This window comes from Sporosarcina sp. SAFN-010 (assembly GCF_059415065.1).
Window position 1 is genome coordinate 104,909 of sequence record NZ_JBPFDS010000007.1, and the last position, 14,412, is coordinate 119,320.

Consider the following 14,412-nt stretch of genomic DNA (forward strand, 5'->3'; position numbering starts at 1 on the left):
GTAGGTGCCTGTGCGCGAAACATTCATTAATGTTTAAACAAATATGAAAAATTCTTACACAGTCACCTTACATTGTTTGGTAGCCATTTGAAAAAGCTGACTAACATACCTATAAGTTTATCTATCATTATAACTTTAAAAAGAAGCTGAAAAAATACAAAGCGAAGCCGACTTCCTAGCCTTTAGATGGGAAGTGGACTTCGCTTTTTTCTTTCAGGTGTACACCAATTATTTGAATAGTGTTAGAATGACTTATATGATTATTAATTAGGAGATGAATGGTATGAATGAGCGACTCAACAGACCAAAGAGATTTGGGGAAATACTTGATTTGACCTTTAGCTTAAGTAAAAATAATTTTAAAATCTTTTTCTTTATTTCTCTGCTATTTATGGGACCCGTCTATCTGATTGAAGCATTGATAAAACTCGTGTCTGGCGTCAATTTTTTCAGAGAGGTTTCTGTAGGCGGGACTTGGTATGAAAATATTGCCGCGACTTTAGAAATGGAGGAAACAACCAGTCTAGGTGCCGACATAGGCGTGATACTACTAGGCATGGTTAGCTTGTTCATATTTCCTGTTGCTACTGCAGCAACTTTATTGGTTGTCGATCATATACGAAAAAATGAAGCATATACAATTGGCTCGGTCGTTAAGAAAGCCTTTGCTAGATACGGTGCAATTATTGGGAGTACGCTTTTATTTACACTCATGGTTACGGGATTAATTCTATTGCCTATCATGTTTATCGCATTAGTTTTCGTACTTGGTATAGCAACGCTTCCTGTAGTTGGTATTATTGTAGGAGTACTACTATTCTTAGCTTTTACTATCGCGATTGGATATTTACTTACCCGTTGGAGCTTTTATTTTGGATCTGCAGTACTTGGAGAAGGGACTCCAGGATTTACAAGAAGTTGGAGACTGACCCGCACGCAGGGGTGGAAGTTAGTAGGACTGTACATAATCTTCTTTCTACTCATCTCAATTGTCAGCAGTGCTTTTGAACTTACATTTGGGTTGTTCTTAGGCAATAGTGTTTTGCTTTCTATGATTCTATCGCTCGTAAATATTGTCACAACATTAATATTTGCTGTTGGTTTTGCAGTGATGTACTTCGATTTAAAAGTAAGACATGATGCAGAGGATTTAAAAGAACTGATTGATGAGTATGCAGTGGTTCAATCATGAACTCTATAAGGATGATCTTCTATGGCTAATGTACAGAACGTAAAAGACGAACTGGAAAACATTTTAAGTAAGAAAGAGTATACAGTTTATACAGACCAGGAAACGAATTTCTTCACGGCTTTATGGGAGAAGATTAAAGCTTGGTTTGTTGAATTTTTGGAGCGTCTTTTTCCGTCTATGGAGAAGACGAGCATGCTTGCTGGACCCATTTTGGCGATTGTTATTACCGTCATGCTTATTCTCATTGCCATTGCCTTGGTTTATTTTGTTCGTAAACGAAAGCGCAGACAAATACATCACTCTAAAAAACCTCTACAATCTATGAAGGAGATCGATTGGTCTTTTCAGATGCATTTATCTGAAGCTAATAAACAAGAAGAGCTGAATAGGCTCACCCCAGCAACTCGCCATATGTTTTTAGCAATCCTTCTTTATTTTCATGGAAAACAATGGGTGGAAGCACGTATTTGGAAGACCAACTGGGAGTATTATGAAGAGCTCAAAAAAGTAAATCGGCAATCTGCCAATCAATTCTATCATATCGCTCGATTCTTTGATGAAGTTACGTATGGAGAACGAGAAGTTCAAATAGATGAATATCAACAATTTCGGATAAAGGTAATGGAGGCTTTAGGCGAATCCGTTGAATAAAAATTGTTTATGAGAAAGGAGGGGAAATTAGTTTGCAGAAAAAAAGATTGACCCCAAAAACTTGGATCGGACTGTCACTTTTTTTAATTGTCCTGCTCTTCTCTCGATACCTTCTAGTGCAAGACCAACTAAAAGAGTTTCCAATTTTCGCTTCTGACTCCCCTTCTCCCACAGGAGTAAAAGCATTCTATACGTACTTAGAGAAGAGTAATGAAAGCGTCAAAAGATGGACAGAATCTCCAAGTGATTTATCTACAACATCTGAAAACCAGTTACTTATTATGTTGGAGCCTTACTTCATTCCAACTACTGAAGAACTTGGTGCATACAAAGAATTCATGAATTCTGGAAATACCATTCTTTTATTTAAACAAAACCCAAAAGGAATGTTCGAACTGGAAACCGAGCCTGTCGATACAAACGAAGGTCTTATAGTCGATAAAGTAGACCATGCCTATTCAGCTGAACTCCTTGAATCCTTTCGACTTCTTGAACAAACGGATGATGAAGTTTTACTTTCAGACGACTTGGGAACTATTGCACTGCAGCGTTCTTTCGGTAAGGGAAATTTAATTGTTGCAAATTCGCCAAGCTGGATGATGAATAGTGAACTTTTAACAGATGACCACCTAGCCCTTATTCTAACACTTGTAAATGAAGTGGATTCTAAAACGATTTTGTTTGACGAATATATACATAGTAGCGATAGTGCATCGACTTTTTTCACAATCTATCCTCGTTGGTTTTTACTTTTACTGGTACAAGGAATATTGTTTACCCTCCTATGGTTATGGGCTATTGGAAAACGATTCGGACCGATTTTTATTCCTAGAGAAGAAACAGTTCGTTTCAGTGATGAAGGCCTTCGAGCATTAGCTGCTTGGTACCTCAAGGGGCGTCGTTATCATGACTCATTGGTCATTCAAGCTGATTATGTAAAAACGTTGTTACAAGAGCGTTGGGGGATTCCGTATACAATGGAATGGGAAAACCTGACGGATCACTTCAAGCAAAAATGCCCTCATCTGCACAAAGATGAAATACGGGAGATGCTCATGGGGGTAACTCCAATGCTAAGTAAAGAAAAAGTAAGCAAACATGACTATTTATATTGGTCGAAAAAGCTAGAGACCATTCGGAAAGAGGTAGAGATGAGATGAGAATGCATTTATTAACCTTATTGGAAAAGTATGAAGAACGAGTCTTGGGCCAAAGTACTACACTTAGACTTCTATTATCTGCTGTTTTGTCAGGTGGGCATGTATTACTAGAAGGGGTGCCGGGAACTGGAAAAACGCAAATGGTTAAAACATTGGCAAGTTTACTCGGTGGTGATTTTAGACGAATACAATTCACCCCAGACTTATTACCAAGTGACATTACAGGAAGCATGATTTACAACATGAAAGAAGGTTCTTTTGAAACGTTAAAAGGACCGATTTTCACGAATGTCCTTTTAGCTGATGAAATTAACCGAACACCCGCAAAAACACAAGCAGCACTTCTAGAAGCAATGGAAGAAAAACAAGTTACCATCCAAGGGAAAACGTATCCGTTACCCGATGTTTTTTTCGTAGTAGCCACACAAAACCCAATTGAATTTGAAGGTACTTACCCATTACCAGAAGCACAACAAGATCGGTTCTTGTTTAAACTTCTGATTGACTTTCCTTCGTTCGATGAGGAAAAAGACATATTAAAACAAATAATTGAAAAAAGTTTTGAAGGAAAATCAATTTCTTCAATTCTCGACATGGAAGTGTTTTTAACAATCCAGCGTGAAATTGAACAAGTAACACTCGGTGATGGTGTGATTGATTATGTTATGCAGATTGTACGAAAAACGAGAGAAACAGAATCCATTCGTTTTGGAGCAAGTACTCGTGCAGGTATTTCAATTGGTAAAGCTGCGCAAGCATGGGCTTACTTAGAAGGTCGTGATTACGTAACACCTGACGACGTTAAAATTGTTGCCAAACCATCTTTGAGACATAGAATTCAATTATCTCCACATGTAGAATTGGAGGGAACGGCTGTTGACCAAATCATCGAAGAACTTGTGGGGGCGATTCCTATTCCAAGGTAGTGGAATCGTACCAACGAAACGATTACTCATTATTTTTCTCGTACTATCTGTTGCTTTAATCACGCTCGGAAGTCTCTTGGAAATGGATTGGGGCTTTCTCATTGTCATGAATCTTCTTATTCTATTTGGAAGTTTGTTGGACTTGTTGTATTCGCCAAAGAAAAACCAAATTCATTTCAAACGTACAATTGTGAAAGAACTGGAAAGAAACCTTTCCTATACAGTCGATATTGAAGTGGAAAATACTTCAGAGCATGCCTTCAATTTTCTTCTTGTAGATGGAATTCCACAATCTTTTAAAAGCTCATTTCCAATTAAAGGAGAAATAGCAAAAGAGACTGCAGTACAAGTACGTTATGAAACAAACGCTTCTGTTCGCGGAAACTATGAAATTGAGCAACTCCACTGCCGTTATACAAGCAAGTTAGGTCTTTGGGCAAAGCAAAAAACAGTTTCGTTGGTGGATTTCGTTAAAGTTATTCCAGACTTAACTGAAACGAAAAGCTATTTGGGCAATGCTCAACGGTTTCTGTTATATGAGGGTTCAAAAATTCGTAAACAACAACGCGGAATAGGAGAATTTGCACAGATTCGAAACTACGGAGTCGGCGATGACCCAAGAATGATTAACTGGCGACAATCTGCGAAACTACAAGAAGTGATGACCAATGAATATGAGCCTGAACATGGAAAATATGTAACCATTTTAATCGATTGTGGAAGAATGATGGGTGCGGAATTAACGAACGGAAATCGTCTTGAAAAAGTATTGGAAGCCTCTTTAACTGTTGCGGCGGCAGCTTTACAAAAAGGAGATTACGTTTCTGTTCTAGCCTTTTCAAAAGAAGTACAAGTATTTGTACCACCCGCAAAAGGAATAGCTCATTTGCAAACAATTCTCCACGCAATTTACTCTCTTGAAGTGGGTGCTGCCGAGTCGAATTATGCTGCTGTTCTCACTTATTTAGAAACCATGCAAAAGAAAAGAAGTCTACTATTACTCTTTAGTGATGTTCGCTCATTTCTTCATGAGGAAAGTGCGCTAGCCTATTTGCAAAGACTTAGAAGACGCCATATGTTTTTGATGATTGGCATTGAGGACACTGCCCTTTATAATCGCATCAATGAAGAACCAGTGGATGTACAAACCGCAATGGTAAAAAGTATTGCTCAACAACAACTGCTTCTTAAGAAAAAAAGGAAATTGAAATGGGAAAAAAAAGGCCTTCAAATGATTGAGGCCCGTGAAGAAAACTTAGCAGTAGCAGCTGTTTCCCATTATATTGATATTATGAATCGGAACTTAATTTAGATTCTCTTCTGTCTAGAAAAACTTTTCCAATCAACACGTACACAAGTAAACCAATCACAGTAATGAATGCAACTGCATATTTTGCTCCTAATGGTATTGATGCTGGAGTGATGAAGCCTTCAATTAATCCGGCAATGATGAATAATGGAATCGTACCAATTAGTAACTGAACAGATCGCTTTGCCTGAGTTTTCAATTGGTAGCCTCTTGAGAACTTGCCGGGGACAAAGAGCTTATAACCCATTAATAGACCTGCTCCACCTGCTATAAATATGGCTGTAAGCTCAATCATTCCATGTGGTACGATAAATGCCCAAAACTCATACGATTTATCGTAGTGAAAGAATAAAGCAGCCAAGGCTCCAACCAAAATACCATTATAAATGAGGACATATACAGTTAATAACCCGAATGTGATACCTCCGGCAAAAGCGAGTATCCCTACTTGAATATTGTTTGTCATAATAGTGGAAGACATTACGGAAGAATTTACTTCCATTTCATCGCTACCAAGCTGATCGGGATTTACTCCTTGAGCCACTTCTGCAGGCAGTATAGCATACATCGATTGAGGGTCGTTGAGAACAGCAAAGAAGCTACCTAAAGCACCAAGTGTAAACAAAAGAAATGCGACAAAAATAAACTTCCATTGTTCTAAAAACAAACGAATAAATGTTGTGCTTAAAAAGTTACCAACTTGTTTTATACTCGATATTTGATCTTTATATAACACATTATGTGATTTTGATACAAGTTCATTTAAGTAAACCGTTACTTCTTCATTTGGAAAGTACGTTTGAGCGTAGGAAAGATTTTGAGCAGACTTTTGATAGAATTCATAAAACTGATCAATTCTTTCACCTGTTAAATTAGATTTACCTTTATGCAATTCAGACGCTAATTTTTCCAGTTTACTCCAATCTTCACGATGCGATTTCACAAATTGATTGATGTTCATTTTTACACCTTCTTCTTGTGGTATGAGTGCAATTTTACGTGTGTTCCGAATATACAGTATAGCAGATACTTAGAAATTTATGGATGAAACTACATATTGAAAGTGGTGAAATACTATGAATGACGAACGAATTGGTATCAAAACACCAGAATTCGTATCTCTTCAGTTTCAGCTCGCAGGACTCGGTAGCAGAAGCGCGGCATTTATTATTGATCAACTTATTTTAACGGTTGTTAATATTTCAGTTCTCATTGTTTTGGCCATTTTTTACACGAGAGATATAGATTTTTTTGCCTTTGCGGGAATGGACTCGCTTATATTGGGTCTTGCAATTCTCGGTCTTTTTATCGTCAACACAGGGTATTTTGTAATTATGGAGTACTTTTCAGGAGGAAAAACTATTGGTAAAAGATTGCTCGGCATTCGAGCAATCCAAGAAAATGGGCATAGCTTAACACTACTATCAAGCTTTATCCGCAATTTTCTTAGAGTTATTGATTCTTTACCTGCTGGATATTTTTTGGGAATTGTGCTCATTTTCTTTCATTCGAAACATAAAAGAATTGGAGATTTAGTTGCAGGAACGATTGTTGTACATGAACGACAAACAAAAAAACAAAACAAACAAACTCCTATTGAAAAAGAAATTGCTATGAAGCAACTTGCAAAAGAGGATCTTGTTATTGAAGATTGGGCTTTAAGGTCAATTGGACAAAAAGATTGGAAACTTATTGAGACGTACAGCAATCGACTCACTCAATTGTCCGAAAACGAACGCTCTGAGCTTACGGAAAAAGTAGCAAATCTCTTACTTCCGAAATTCGGCTTAGAAGTCTCAGGGAAAAGTAATTTAGAATTGGAAAATACGCTCCTTATTCTTTACCTGATTTTGAAGGAAGAATGGGCGTATGAACTTTGATTTCAATTAAATTGTAGCCAATGAAACGTACTAGCGTTGGTACGAATTTATCAAAAAGGTATATTTTGTGATTCGTTATCTGAGGAACTTAGATATGACTGTTGAAGGTATGAGTTTCCTTTAGAAGATGAGATAATGGATATATGGACTGAATAATTTTTTTCGAAGTAAATGATGGAGGGGGATTACGGCCAATGAAATGTACCACACGTGACATGTTTTTTACCACCAGGTGACATAAAGTGTACCAGTGATTGACAATACCTTTACCGCTTCATACCTTCAGGATAATCAATGTTAATAAATATACTTTTTAGAAATGTAAATGCAAATCTTGCTATATAATCTCGGCAAATTTGTAATAAAGTCTTTATGCCACAAACGGGCCAAATTGATGAAAGTATAAATAATAGTTAGGGCAAAAGGAGAAAGTGAATATGAGTTTAGCAAGTTATATAGGATGTAATGTAGAAATCCCCCTAAGTGATGAAGAATCCGACAGTTTGATTATTATTGGCAATTGCTTCTCAGACGAGTCAAACCGACAAGCAGTTAGAGAAAATCAATTTTCGACGCCTTTTGTATATGAAGTATCAAGTGACTGGGGAATCGAGATTACAGAATACATGGACAAAAAAATGTATGCTGAATCGAAAGAGAAGCTAATTGTGCTATGTGAAATTATGGATAGTTTTCTTGAAAAAGGAGAGTATTTCGAACTGTATAGTTGTTGGGTGGGTGACGAAGGTGAAAAGCGAGAAGGTGAAATATCCCTTCCAATCAGTAATTTTGACATTGAGAAAATTGAGTTGCCTGAAAAGACGTTAGTAAGGTTTGAAAAATAAAGCCTTCTTCTGCAATAGGGTGCGTTTGCGTGATAAGGACAGTGCACCAAACGGGCCAATTAATTCAGTTAACGATGTAATTGAATATATATTCTCGAAACGAAATCTTAGGAGATTCATCTGATTCTAAAATGGAATGATAAAGATGAAAAATTAGTTTGGTTCTAGCTTTAATTCTTTTAATAATAGGATTATTGGGCTTTCAACAAAATAGAAAAACAAACGGATCTACGGCATAGGAAAAAGATTTGGATCAACAATTGATTGGTAAAAAAACGTGATGGTGAAGGTTGAATTTGAAATAATTGTATTTTTGCGGTATATTATATAAATATCACAAAATTCACGTTATTGACTGGGGGCTTTAATATTGAATTTTTCTATTAAGCATAGTTTATCATTTTTATTTAAAGTTACTATGATTTTTTCTTTATTAGTAACTACCTACGTAATCACATCAACAAAATCTGCATCTGCAGCTGGGTTTGGTCAATGGGTAACACTCGATAAGCAATGGAAATATAGAGTAGACGCTCCTTTATCTGATGGTGGTTCCGAAGGTAAGTATCATGTACATGTAGAAGGGAAAGTAGGTAAAAAAGTTGTGAAGGGTGCAGAAACTGTAGATGGAAAAGTGAGTCATAAAACTACATTGGATAAATCCGGAGTTCCTCAATCTGTACAAAAAAAGGTTAAGGCTTCTGCCGAATTTAAAAAAGGTATAGCAAAGCAGAAGGAATTAGATAAAGCAAAGGCAAGTGCTAAAAAGATGTCATGGACGCAGTTGGTATTTAATCCTGCTCCGATAATTGTAATAGCAGGAGTTATCGGGATATCTTTTTATGCACTTTCTATGGCGAAATGGAAAACATTTATATTTGGGTGAATTTGGAGGTATATTATGATTTCATATCAGAGGAAAGTAAGATTAAGAGATTTGGAAATCTATCTTTTATATAAAGATAGTACATCTATGGGGTATTTAATTATTGAAGATCTAAGAAGACCTATAGGGAAAGAAGAGCTTGAATTGTATCCATATAAACAAATGGATGCAGAAGATATTGAAATCTATCGCAATGTAATCAAAGTTGATATTTTATCAGACGAAACCTTAAATGATGATGATAAAGAAATCTTCCGAGAATTTGCATTGGACTTGGTAGATAGAAAAGACTTTTGTGCAGTTAAGATAAATTACACTATTGATGAACAATTGTTTGAGGACTTTCCATTAGATTTAGAAATAGAAGACTATAAAAAAATGTTAATGGCAATAAATTCAAACCATGATATTTCAGGATTGGATTTAGATAATTTAATATATTTGTCTCAAGAATAATTAAGAGTGACTTAGGTCACTCTTATTTTTTTTCAGGGGAAGTAAAACTAGTTGTAGGAAGAAAAAATGTGCCATTATACAAAGATAAATGTCATACTAAGCGTTAACGGAAGGAATTACCCTGCAATTTTATCGGCATTAATAGGAATATTTTTTTAATTTTAGCAATAAAAAGAGATAGGTAACATACTACGATCGGGGGCTTTAACGGAAGAAGGTTAGTGCCTCAAACGGGCCATTTGATTGAATGAGTGACAGTGATTTAACGGAGTAAAAAAAACTAGTAACGGGGTGTTTAAATGCAAATAAGAACAGCAAATTTAGATGATGCACAAGGTATTGCAAAAGTTCATGTAGATAGTTGGAGAACGACTTATAAAGGCATTATCCCGGATGATTTTTTAAATAATTTGTCTTATGAGCAACGCACACAATTATGGAAAAAGAATATTGAAAGAGAAGATGATTATGTTTTTATTGCCGAGAATAGTGAAGGTGAAATTATAGGCTTTGCAGATGCTTGGAAGAGAGAAGATAATCTAACAGAAAAGTCCGGTGACTTGACCTCGATTTATTTACTTGAAAAGTATCAAGGAAATGGAATTGGAAAGAAGTTGTTAAAGGAATTATTTAATCATTTTAAACAAATGGGTTATGAAAAAGTCTTAGTTGAAGTTCTTGAGGAAAATAAAACTCGATTTTTCTATGAATATTATGGAGCAAGGTTAGTTAAAACAGCTCAAATAAAAATTGGTGGGAAGATATTACAGGAACTAATTTATGAATGGGATAATGTAGACGAGGTTATAAAGAAAATTTAATTCACTTTTGGTTAGCTTATAAAGGAAACCTATCCAATTATCTGTGGTCTAAATTGTTCTAGAATAGGGAGCGATTATGGAACATAGCCGTTCAACAATAGGGCCAAATTAAAGGAATGAATAGGTTAGTCAAATTGGAGGGGTATTTGTGGGGGAAAGTATTTTAAATTATGAAGACTTATTGGAAATGTTAGATGAAGAACTTCGAGAACCTAAACAATTTTGGGAGGACTTTTATGAAGATAGAACAAAAAACATTCCGTTCTTCAAGGTTAAAGGACCTGATGAGAATTTAGTTGAATATTTTAGTGAGGAGCTTTCGCCTAAAAGGGTTTTGGAACTAGGAGCTGGACCTGGGAGAAATTCTATTTATATGGCTAAGCAAGGAAGTAATGTGAGTGCATTAGATCTTTCAAACAAAGCGATTGAATGGGCGAAAGAGAGAGCGGATGAGGAGGGGGTAAATCTTGACTTTCATTGCGTGTCCTTATTTGATTTCGAATTTGAGCCTAATTCCTACGATTTTATTTACGATTGCGGAATGTTCCATCATTTAGCTCCGCATCGTCGTTTAACTTATTTAGAGATAATAAAAAAAGCGCTTAAAAAAGGCGGATATTTTGGGATTGTTTGCTTCGATACAGATGGCGCTTTAGATACCCCTGATTGGGATGTCTACAAAGATAAAAGTTTAAAACGCGGTATAGGTTATTCTGAAAAAAGATTAAAGGAGATATTTAATAAAGACTTCGATATTTTGAATTTTAGAAAGATGAAAAAGCCTGCACAATCAGATGATTTATTCGGCGAAGATTTTTTATTGACGAGTTTAATGCAAATTAAAAGTTAAGGGTCTTATACAAGTATCGGGGGCGTTTGCTATATAAGCAATTGCGTCTATATCGCAATCGGGCTATATTGAGCCATTTTAAAAGGGGATTTAAAGTTAGGGGGGATTTTTATGAAGAAAATACAGGTAACGACTTTTATTTTGATCGGTGGTCTAATCGGGCTGTTAACGAACGGTATAATTATCGGTGTTGGGGTAGGAGCGTTAGTTTATATTGCATATAACTTTGACGAATTACTTAAATCGAAATCCTGATAAGCAGATATTCTGAAAAGGGTTTTTCTTCAAACGGGGGGCGATTGAGGAATAACCTAAACGATAAAGTTCTTACTCTATTCCATTGCTGCTACGAGGATAAGTCGAGTTAATAAAAAGCGAGGGGCAGTGGCCTCCTCTTTTGATGTATAGTACTCAAGTTTAATTTTGTCTTTATAAAATGATTGAATAATTTTACATTTTATAAGTAGGTATACAAACACCATGCAAAGCATTGGTACTTAAAGCTTCGTCCATGTCTTCCTGGTACGTAATCAATAGGATGATAAAGCCCATGGATATCAACTTTAAAGAGAGTAAGTAAAACCATCAACATTCGGAAAAAACGTATTATTCTCTTTTTAGTCCTAAAACTATATTTTGCCCGTATACCTTCTAATTATTAGATTAGGAGGTTTTTTGTTGTCTAAAAGATCGGTCTATAACAAATAAATCCAACTCAAAATCCATATAATTGCTCACACTTAACAGATAATACAGCGTGGGATTGTTCCACTTCCTCTTTTCGCTTGAGATAATAGAATAACCGGGTTTCCCTAAATTGTTATATTCGATTTTGTGAACTAGGACTATACTTTATCTAATATAGATAGGAATTTTAGCAAGTTTTATCTAGTATGCTTACATAGGATCATTTGTAGACAGAAGATAGACGAGCAGTATTAAATAATTGCTGAAAAAGATATGCTTAATAATAGGGGGTGCTGCGTGTTAAATTTGAATCCAGATCAATTTATTTTGAAACCTGTATTTGCCACGATTCATTGTGAACCAACCTGGCAATGGAAAAAAAGAGATAAAACCTTCCCTAATTATGGTGTATTTTATGTTTGGAGCGGGGAAGGAACATTGGTATTGAACGGTAAGCCGTATGATGTACAAAAAGGACACTGTTTTCTATTTAAACATGGAGAAGTTATATCAGCTACGCACAAACCCCAAAATCCTCTCGTAATAACCTATATACATTTTGACGTGACTGAAACACCACAAATGATCCCTACCGCCCATCGGGTATTTGCAAATCCGATCAACTTTGAATCTCTCTTAACACGATACGTTCGCTTGCTATTAGTGAAGACATTTGGAATGGAAATAGAGGCAAAGCTCATTTTAAAGCAACTCATGATACACCTATTGCGGGAAGCTGAAGAACAGGTAGAAGAAAGGGCTAATGCGAGTGATAGCTTGCTGGAAATTGTTCGGGGAATGGCCAACTATATACAACAGCATCCCGGGGAACAACATTCGATAGAAAGTTTAGCAGCTCGTGCCCACCTTTCTCCAAGATATTTTTCTAGGATGTTTAAACAAATCATGGGCCATACAGTTAAAACCTATATTGTTCGTTCGCGAATTGAACGGGCGGAACATTTGCTCCAATATGCAGGGTTGACAGTGACAGAAACTGCGTGTGTCCTTGGCTATAGCGATGTCCATTTTTTTAGCAGACAATTTAAAAAGTACACAGGTAAAAATCCTTCAGAAATTCGTTGATCACACCGGGCCCCATGCCTGGTTTTTTTATTGCAACTTTTTAGTACTGCCAAAAAGTTCAAATATTTAATCGGTTGGTCTAAATCAAATTCACCTTATTATTGATAATATACAAGTAGAAAATGAATTTAAGCTGTCGAAGAGATTCCAAATACAAAACATATACACAGTACACAAATGGCCTGTAAGATCCTTAGTTTGAACACGATGCTTGCAGACTGCGTTATTGATGAAAATAATCTTACTCCAATTTTAGCTGTAGACTACCGATTTAATCCGACTAAAAATACTGTTTTAGTATGGATATGGTTTATGTAGCTAAGATATTTCCACAAAAATGATTGAAAAGCGGCATGCTCTTAGAATGCAATAAATACATCACGAATAAGACGGCTTGAATGCTTAGGAGGTATGGATATGTCAACTGATTATATACAACAACTGTTTGCAGACCGTATAGGTGCTCTTCAATTTGGATTGGAGGAAGAAACCTATAAGTTCGAAAAAATAAGGAGAGCCAAAAAAGAGGCATTGCAGGCAAATCCTCATATGGAATTGATCGACATTGGTGTTGGCGAACCTGATGCAATGGCAAATGAAGCAGTTGTGAAAATATTGGCGGAAGAAGCAATGAAACCTGAAAATCGTATGTATGCAGATAATGGGATTATTGAGTTTAAGCAAGCTGCGGCAAATTATATGAAACATGTATTTGGTGTGGATGATCTCAATCCGGAAACAGAGATCACCCATACGATTGGAGTAAAGACGGCCCTCGCGCTCTTTCCTGCAGCCTTCATTAACAATAGCGATATTACACTTATTCCTTCGCCTAGTTATCCTATTTTAGGTACTCATACAGAATATTACGGAGGAGAAGTTGTCCATCTGCCGCTATTGGAGGAAAATTCATTTCTGCCAAAACTAGATTCATTGGATGAAAGTATTTTAAAAAAGGCGAAGCTACTTTACTTGAATTATCCGAACAACCCGACAGGAGCTGTAGCAAATGAGGAATTCTTTAAGGAAGTAGTTCAATTTGCAAAGAAAAACCAATTGATTGTTGTGCACGATGCGGCTTACGCTGCTCTTGTTTTCGAGGATGAAAAGCCGTTAAGCTTTCTTTCTGTCCCAGGGGCAAAGGAGGTTGGAATCGAGCTTCATTCATTATCCAAATCATTCAATATGACAGGCTGGCGCATTGGTTTTCTGGCAGGAAATTGGAAGCTTATCAAAGCATTTATGAATGTGAAGGACAATAGTGACTCTGGTCAATTTATTGCGATACAAAAAGCGGCGGCATATGCCCTTGCTCATCCGGAAATTACAGAACAGATTGCAGTGAAGTATTCCCGTCGACAAGATTTGTTGGTTAAAGCATTACAGGATTGCGGCTTCAATGTTGAAAGACCAAAAGGTTCATTTTTCTTATATACAAAGATACCAAAAGCGATCGCAAACGGAACACAATTTCAGTCAGCGGAAGAGTTTAGCCAATATTTAATACGTGAGCATTTAATATCCAGCGTTCCGTGGGATGATTCCGGCCATTATGTGCGATTTTCAGTTACGTTTCAAGCAGAAGGCATTGAGGAGGAAGAGCGTGTAATCAATGAGATCCAAGTAAGGCTGAGTTCATCCAAGTTTATCTTTTAAAAAGGGG

General features: G+C 36.4%; 16 protein-coding genes. 15 read left to right on the plus strand and 1 reads right to left on the minus strand.

The features are described from left to right. Nucleotides 1–283: 283 nt before the first annotated feature. The 5 genes from ACR65F_RS09860 to ACR65F_RS09880 are packed head-to-tail and all read left to right on the plus strand — an operon-like array spanning nucleotide 284 to nucleotide 5,241. A complete protein-coding gene (locus ACR65F_RS09860; RefSeq protein ID WP_440504290.1) occupies nucleotides 284–1,192 on the plus strand; it encodes a hypothetical protein in 909 nt (302 codons plus the stop codon). A gap of 21 nt (nucleotides 1,193–1,213) precedes the next feature. After that, nucleotides 1,214–1,843: a DUF4129 domain-containing protein gene (locus ACR65F_RS09865; protein ID WP_440504291.1), complete on the plus strand. Its 630-nt coding sequence runs from the start codon at nucleotides 1,214–1,216 to the stop codon at nucleotides 1,841–1,843. 32 nt (nucleotides 1,844–1,875) lie between these two features. Then, nucleotides 1,876–3,003 (plus strand): DUF4350 domain-containing protein, encoded by a 1,128-nt coding sequence (locus ACR65F_RS09870; RefSeq protein WP_440504292.1) that lies wholly within the window; start codon nucleotides 1,876–1,878, stop codon nucleotides 3,001–3,003. After that, entirely contained in the window at nucleotides 3,000–3,929 is a 930-nt protein-coding gene (locus ACR65F_RS09875; RefSeq protein WP_440504293.1) for an AAA family ATPase, read from the plus strand. Before ACR65F_RS09870 ends, ACR65F_RS09875 begins: the two co-directional genes overlap by 4 nt. Then, on the plus strand, nucleotides 3,880–5,241 hold the full coding sequence (locus ACR65F_RS09880) for a DUF58 domain-containing protein (RefSeq protein ID WP_440504294.1): 1,362 nt from the start codon (nucleotides 3,880–3,882) through the stop codon (nucleotides 5,239–5,241). Before ACR65F_RS09875 ends, ACR65F_RS09880 begins: the two co-directional genes overlap by 50 nt. On the opposite strand, the gene ACR65F_RS09885 is transcribed toward ACR65F_RS09880, so the two are convergent. Continuing rightward, complete coding sequence (locus tag ACR65F_RS09885; protein WP_440504295.1) at nucleotides 5,219–6,199, minus strand: stage II sporulation protein M; 981 nt, start codon at nucleotides 6,197–6,199, stop codon at nucleotides 5,219–5,221. The two genes, ACR65F_RS09880 and ACR65F_RS09885, sit on opposite strands and share 23 nt — an antisense overlap. 115 nt (nucleotides 6,200–6,314) lie before the next feature. Between ACR65F_RS09885 and ACR65F_RS09890 the strand changes: the two genes are divergently transcribed. The 10 genes from ACR65F_RS09890 (at nucleotide 6,315) to ACR65F_RS09935 (ending at nucleotide 14,405) form a co-directional block, all read left to right on the plus strand. After that, nucleotides 6,315–7,118, plus strand: a complete 804-nt coding sequence (locus tag ACR65F_RS09890) for an RDD family protein (protein WP_440504296.1) — start codon at nucleotides 6,315–6,317, stop codon at nucleotides 7,116–7,118. Between the two features lie 437 nt (nucleotides 7,119–7,555). Then, the gene (locus tag ACR65F_RS09895) at nucleotides 7,556–7,963 is read left to right on the plus strand and encodes a hypothetical protein (protein WP_440504297.1); all 408 of its coding nucleotides are present in this window, start codon (nucleotides 7,556–7,558) and stop codon (nucleotides 7,961–7,963) included. Between the two features lie 152 nt (nucleotides 7,964–8,115). Beyond that, nucleotides 8,116–8,202, plus strand: a complete 87-nt coding sequence (gene mprA, locus ACR65F_RS09900) for an MprA protease, GlyGly-CTERM protein-sorting domain-containing form (RefSeq protein WP_440504357.1) — start codon at nucleotides 8,116–8,118, stop codon at nucleotides 8,200–8,202. A gap of 131 nt (nucleotides 8,203–8,333) precedes the next feature. Further along, nucleotides 8,334–8,849: a hypothetical protein gene (locus ACR65F_RS09905; RefSeq protein ID WP_440504298.1), complete on the plus strand. Its 516-nt coding sequence runs from the start codon at nucleotides 8,334–8,336 to the stop codon at nucleotides 8,847–8,849. Between the two features lie 15 nt (nucleotides 8,850–8,864). Further along, nucleotides 8,865–9,305, plus strand: a complete 441-nt coding sequence (locus ACR65F_RS09910; protein ID WP_440504299.1) for a hypothetical protein — start codon at nucleotides 8,865–8,867, stop codon at nucleotides 9,303–9,305. Nucleotides 9,306–9,604: 299 nt separating this feature from the next. Then, nucleotides 9,605–10,126: a GNAT family N-acetyltransferase gene (locus ACR65F_RS09915; RefSeq protein ID WP_440504300.1), complete on the plus strand. Its 522-nt coding sequence runs from the start codon at nucleotides 9,605–9,607 to the stop codon at nucleotides 10,124–10,126. 148 nt (nucleotides 10,127–10,274) lie between these two features. Next, nucleotides 10,275–10,976 (plus strand): class I SAM-dependent methyltransferase, encoded by a 702-nt coding sequence (locus ACR65F_RS09920; RefSeq protein ID WP_440504301.1) that lies wholly within the window; start codon nucleotides 10,275–10,277, stop codon nucleotides 10,974–10,976. Between the two features lie 111 nt (nucleotides 10,977–11,087). Continuing rightward, on the plus strand, nucleotides 11,088–11,231 hold the full coding sequence (locus ACR65F_RS09925; RefSeq protein ID WP_440504302.1) for a hypothetical protein: 144 nt from the start codon (nucleotides 11,088–11,090) through the stop codon (nucleotides 11,229–11,231). Between the two features lie 729 nt (nucleotides 11,232–11,960). Beyond that, nucleotides 11,961–12,749: a helix-turn-helix domain-containing protein gene (locus ACR65F_RS09930; RefSeq protein ID WP_440504303.1), complete on the plus strand. Its 789-nt coding sequence runs from the start codon at nucleotides 11,961–11,963 to the stop codon at nucleotides 12,747–12,749. A 417-nt stretch (nucleotides 12,750–13,166) separates the two neighbouring features. Continuing rightward, a complete protein-coding gene (locus ACR65F_RS09935) occupies nucleotides 13,167–14,405 on the plus strand; it encodes an LL-diaminopimelate aminotransferase (protein WP_440504304.1) in 1,239 nt (412 codons plus the stop codon). Nucleotides 14,406–14,412: the final 7 nt, after the last annotated feature.